General features: G+C 64.8%; 4 protein-coding genes and 1 pseudogene. 3 read left to right on the plus strand and 2 right to left on the minus strand.

Annotated elements, in window-relative coordinates; translation table 11 throughout:
* The 3 genes from istA to Q0C41_RS29695 form a co-directional block, all read left to right on the plus strand.
* Positions 1–1,644: IS21 family transposase (gene istA / locus Q0C41_RS29685; protein WP_291990335.1), on the plus strand; the 1,644-nt coding region annotated here is incomplete at its 5' end.
* Between the two features lie 124 nt (positions 1,645–1,768).
* Positions 1,769–2,533, plus strand: coding sequence for an IS21-like element helper ATPase IstB (gene istB, locus Q0C41_RS29690; protein ID WP_291990337.1), 765 nt, complete (start codon positions 1,769–1,771; stop codon positions 2,531–2,533).
* Positions 2,534–2,681: 148 nt separating this feature from the next.
* Entirely contained in the window at positions 2,682–3,299 is a 618-nt protein-coding gene (locus tag Q0C41_RS29695) for a putative sulfate/molybdate transporter (protein WP_291990339.1), read from the plus strand.
* An 80-nt stretch (positions 3,300–3,379) separates the two neighbouring features.
* Here Q0C41_RS29695 and Q0C41_RS31555 read toward each other — a convergent pair.
* Together Q0C41_RS31555 and Q0C41_RS29700 are read right to left on the minus strand one after the other, a co-directional pair.
* Positions 3,380–3,466 (minus strand): annotated as a pseudogene (locus tag Q0C41_RS31555) (DUF3703 domain-containing protein); the annotation flags it as partial.
* Between the two features lie 80 nt (positions 3,467–3,546).
* Positions 3,547–4,917 (minus strand): heavy metal translocating P-type ATPase (locus Q0C41_RS29700; protein ID WP_291990341.1); only part of this gene is annotated, 1,371 nt, incomplete at its 5' end.

Below are 4,917 nucleotides of genomic sequence, written 5' to 3' on the forward strand. Positions count from 1 at the left end.
AGGCTCGGAGCCCTCGACGCAAGTCTTTCTGATCGCCACCCTTCGCCCTTTTTCCCGGGGAGCGAAGCGGTGGCCCAACAGAGGCTTGCGATGCGTAAGATCAAAGAGATTCTTCGGCTGCACCTGCTCGGCGGCGTCGCCAGCACCCGGCGCATTGGCCTGGCGGTGGGCTGCGGTAAGAGCGCGGTGGCCGAGTGCCTGCGCCGGGCGGTCGCTGCCGGGCTCACGGACTGGGCCGCGGTGGAGGCGCTCGACGAGACCGCGCTTGAACAACGCCTGTACCCGGCCCAGTCCAGCGGCAGGTTGCCTCGTCAACGTCCGCTGCCCGACTGGGCACGAGTGCGCGAGGAGTTGGCCCGGCGCGACCACCAGGTAACGCTGGCGCTGCTGTGGACCGAGTACAAGGCCGAGCATCCCGACGGCTACCAGTACTCGCAGTTCGCCGAGTTGTACCGCCAGTACGACAAGCGCCTGTCGGTGGTGCTGCGCCAGAACCACGCGCCCGGCGAACGATGCTTCGTCGATTACTGCGACGGCGTCGCGATCACCGATCCGGTCAGTGGCGAGAGGGTGCCCACGCAACTGTTCGTCGGCGCACTGGGGGCCAGCTCGTACACCTTCGCGATGGCGAGCCTGTCGCAGGAACTGTCGTCGTGGCTGGACGCCCACGTGCGCATGTACGAGTACTTCGGTGGGGTCAGCGCCCTGACCGTCCCCGATAACCTTCGCTCGGGTGTCAATCGGGCCGATCGCTACGAGCCCGAGATCAACCCTTCGTACCAGGAACTGGCCCGGCACTACGGCACCTGCGTGATACCGGCTCGGGCCCGCAAGCCCCGCGATAAAGCCAAGGTCGAGGCCGCGGTGCTCGTCGCTCAGCGCTGGATTCTTGCCGCCCTTCGCCACCGCACCTTCTACAGCCTGGCCGAGCTGAACGCGGCCATCGCCGAGCTTCTGGTCAGGCTCAACGATCGGGTGATGCGCCACGTCAAGGAATCTCGCCGCTCGCTCTACGAGCGCCTGGATCGGCCGGCATTGAAGCCCTTGCCGGCGACGCGCTACGAGTACGCGCAGTGGAAACAGGTGAAGGTCAACATCGACTACCACATCGAGTTCGATGACCACTACTACAGCACGCCGTACACGCTGATCGGCGAGGCGCTGTGGTGCCGCGCCACCTCGACCACGATCGAGCTCTTCCACAAGGACAAACGCGTCGCGAGCCACCCCCGAAGCTACGCCAAGTACGCCCACAGCACCGTGCTCGAACACCGACCTGCCTCGCACCGCGCACACCTGGCGTGGACGCCGTCGCGGTTGATCGAGTGGGGCATCTCGATCGGCCCGCACACCGGCGCACTGATCGAGCACGTCATCCGTTCGAAGCCGCATCCGGAGCAAGGCTACCGCTCCGCCCTGGGGGTCCTGCGCCTGTCCAACAAGCACGGCAAGCAGCGCCTGGAACTGGCCAGTGCCAAGGCCATCGCGATCCGCTCGCCGAGCTACAAGACCGTCAAGACCATGCTCGATCAGCGCATGGAGGCTGCACCGCTTCGTGGTGAAACGAAGCGCCCAAGCGATGCCGAAGACATATCTTCCTCGCTCGGCGCGGTCAACGTTCGAGGCAGCGGCTACTACCACTGACTCTCCTCGGCGGATTCGATCGAACCACCATCATTCGACACCATGAAAGAGAGCATGCCTATAGCATACCACGACAGCAGTACCCAATTCGAACACAACTCAACAACCACAGGAAACACGATTCATGTTGCTCGAACAAACCTACGACAAACTCATCGCCATGAAGCTCTACGGCATGGCCAACGCGCTCAAGACGCGCCTCGAACGCGTCGACCACCAGAGCCTCACCAAGGAGGAGTTCTTCTCGCTCATCGTCGACGACGAGTGGCTCTACCGCGAGAACCGCAAGCTCGTCTCCCGACTCAAGGTCGCCAAGTTCAAGGAGCGTGCCGCCGCCATCGAAGATATCGATTACCGCACCCCGCGTGGGCTGCGCAAGACCCAAGTGCTCGAACTGGCCCAGCACCGCTGGATCAAAGCCCACCAGTGCGTCATCGTCACTGGCCCCAGCGGCGTGGGCAAGAGCTACCTCGCCCAAGCCTTCGGCCACCACGCCTGCCGCAACGGCTTCAGCGTGCAGTACCTGCGCCTGCCGACGTTGCTGACTCAGTTCGTCCAGGCGCGCGCTCAGGGCACCTACGAGCGTCTGCTCAAGCGCCTGGGCAAGCTCTCGCTGCTCGTCATCGATGACTTCGGCTTGGCCACCCTCACCGACATCGAGAAGCAGGACCTGCTCGAAGCGGTCGAGGAGCGCTACGGCACAGGCGCCACGCTCATCACCTCCCAGCTCCCCGTGAGCGACTGGCATGCCTACCTCGGAGCCGACCGCGTCGCCGACGCCATCCTCGATCGGCTCATCCACAACGCCCACCGCATCGAGTTGCGATCCAAGGAATCACTTCGAAAAGACCCGTCCCTCAACCCCCATGGCGGACACCCTGAGCGATAATCCGCTCACTTGCGTCGCTTCGCTCCGACGCTGTCCGCCATCGCCGGATCCAGTGTCCGTCATGGCCGGAATGCGCACAAGGGGCATAGTTGGCGCCGCGTAGCCAGGGAGCACGGTCAATGCTAGTCGAGAAAGCCTGAGGGTCAGAATGCAGCAATCAGGAAAGCCAGTCCAGAGCGCGCCGCTCGAACTTGGCGATGGGCGTAATCGTTTCGACCGGATGGAGTGGGCTGGTGCCTTCGGCGACCTGGGTACGCTCATTGCCTTCGTGGTGGCCTACATCAGCGTCCTGAGGATGGACCCGCTGGGCATACTGTTCAGCTTCGGACTAACAATGATCGCGTGCGGTGCCTTCTACAGGGCGCCGTTCCCGGTCCAACCAATGAAGGCGCTCGGCGCCGTGGAGGCGACCCAAGCGGCGCAGACGGCGTTCATCACCCCGGCGGCCGCTTACGGGGCGGGACTGGCAACAGGAGTCATCTGGCTGGTGCTGGGCCGCAACCAGTTCGTCACCGTCGACTGCGGAACACCCAGTCGCTTGGCGGTCGCATTGTCCCCGATCGAAGCGGCCAACGTGACCGCCTCTTGCTTAAACTCCGTCGTGTACTGCCGATTCCGCACCAATGCCTTCTTCGCCATTTCGCCCTCCGTTCATCAGAAAGTGACCAACTCTCTGATGTACGTGAAACCGGGGCAGGATAAGGCCATCGGTTTGACCGAGCTGACGTTCGCACCGTTCAGTGTTGCCTACCGCCATTCGCCCTAGCAGTTGGCCGACCGGCACCAGCGCTATGCTCATCAGCTTGCCCTTGTCCTCGCACCGGTCACCTGCATCCCAGCCGACGCTCACAACTCCCAGTGCATGCGCAGGTTCGGCACGAAGTCGAGTGGCCCGAGAACATGCGCGCGCTCGAGAGCGGCGAATGCGCTATTCGTGTTACCGGCGTCGCGCTAGCGGGCAACTTCGGACATCGCGGCCTCGCAGGTGTCGATCCGCCGCCGTGCAGTCGTCGTCACTTGCCGTTCCCCTTCTTCAGCAAGCGCAGGCCGTTAAGCACGACCAGCAAGCTCGCGCCCATGTCGGCGAATACCGCCATCCACATCGAGGCGCTGCCGAACACCGCCAACACCAGGAACACCGCCTTGATCCCCAACGCCAGCGTGATGTTCTGCCATAGCACCGCGTGCGTGGTCCGCGAGAGCCTGACCGTCTCGGCGATGCGGCGCAGGTCGTCGTTCATCACGACCACGTCGGCCGCTTCCATCGCGGTGTCGGTGCCGGCGGCCCCCATCGCCACGCCGATGTCGGCTTGTGCCAGCGCCGGCGCGTCATTGATGCCGTCACCGGTCATCGCTGTCGGGCCATGCTGCGCCTGCAGCGCCTTGATCGCCTCGAGCTTGTCCTGCGGCAGCAGGTTGCCTCGCGCCTCGTCGATGCCCGCCTGATGGGCGATCGTCGAGGCCGTGGCCTGGTTGTCGCCGGTTAGCATCACGGGGGTGATGCCCAGTGCCTTCAGTTCACCCACGGCCTCGCGCGACGAGGTCTTGATGGTGTCGGCGACCGCGAACAGCGCGACCGGGCCGGCATCGGACGCCAGCACGCTGGCCGTCCGTCCGGCTTCCTCGTGAGCGCGCAACCGTGCCTCGATTGCGGGCGAGCACTGACCACGCTCTTCGATGAGACGATGGTTACCCAGCACCCAGACCTGGCCGCCGATATGGGCCTGGATGCCGCGCCCGGCAATCACCTTGAAGTCCTTCGCTTCCACGTTATTGGGGCGAATGCCGGCTGCGATGGCGCGTGAAACCGGATGGTCCGAGTGCGACGCCAGCACGAAGGCCAGGTGCTCGGCCGTGGCGGCGTCGATGCCGGTATCGAGGACGCTCCAGTCGACCAGCTTGGGCTTGCCTTCGGTAATGGTGCCGGTCTTGTCCAGCGCGATGGCCTTCAGCTTGCGCGCCTCTTCCAGGTAGATGCCGCCCTTAATAAGGATGCCGCGCCGGGCCGCTGCCGCCAGGCCGCTGACGATCGTGACGGGGGTCGAGATCACCAACGCGCACGGGCAGGCGATGACCAGTAGCACCAGCGCCTTGTAGACCGCCTGCATCCAGGTCCAGCCGAGCAGCCAGGGACCGAGCAGCGCCACGGCGAGCGCGAAGACGAAGACAGCCGGCGTATAGACGGCGGCGAAGCGGTCGACGAAGCCCTGCGTGGGTGCGCGCGTGCCCTGCGCCTCCTCCACCGCGTGGATGATTCGTGCGAGCGTCGAGTTCGACGCCAGCGCGTTGACCTCGAACTCGAAGGTGCTGGTCTCGTTGATCGTGCCCGCGAACACCGGGTCGCCGACCCCCTTGTCCACGGGGATGCTCTCCCCTGTCACCGG

This window comes from Luteitalea sp. (genome assembly GCF_022842525.1).
Classification (GTDB): domain Bacteria; phylum Acidobacteriota; class Vicinamibacteria; order Vicinamibacterales; family Vicinamibacteraceae; genus Luteitalea.

Excerpts from the sequence above, each read along its gene's own strand:
- istB (WP_291990337.1), top strand. The coding sequence starts at position 1,769 with ATGTTGCTCGAACAAACCTACGACAAACTCATCGCCATGAAGCTCTAC.
- Q0C41_RS29695 (WP_291990339.1), top strand. The coding sequence starts at position 2,682 with ATGCAGCAATCAGGAAAGCCAGTCCAGAGCGCGCCGCTCGAACTTGGC.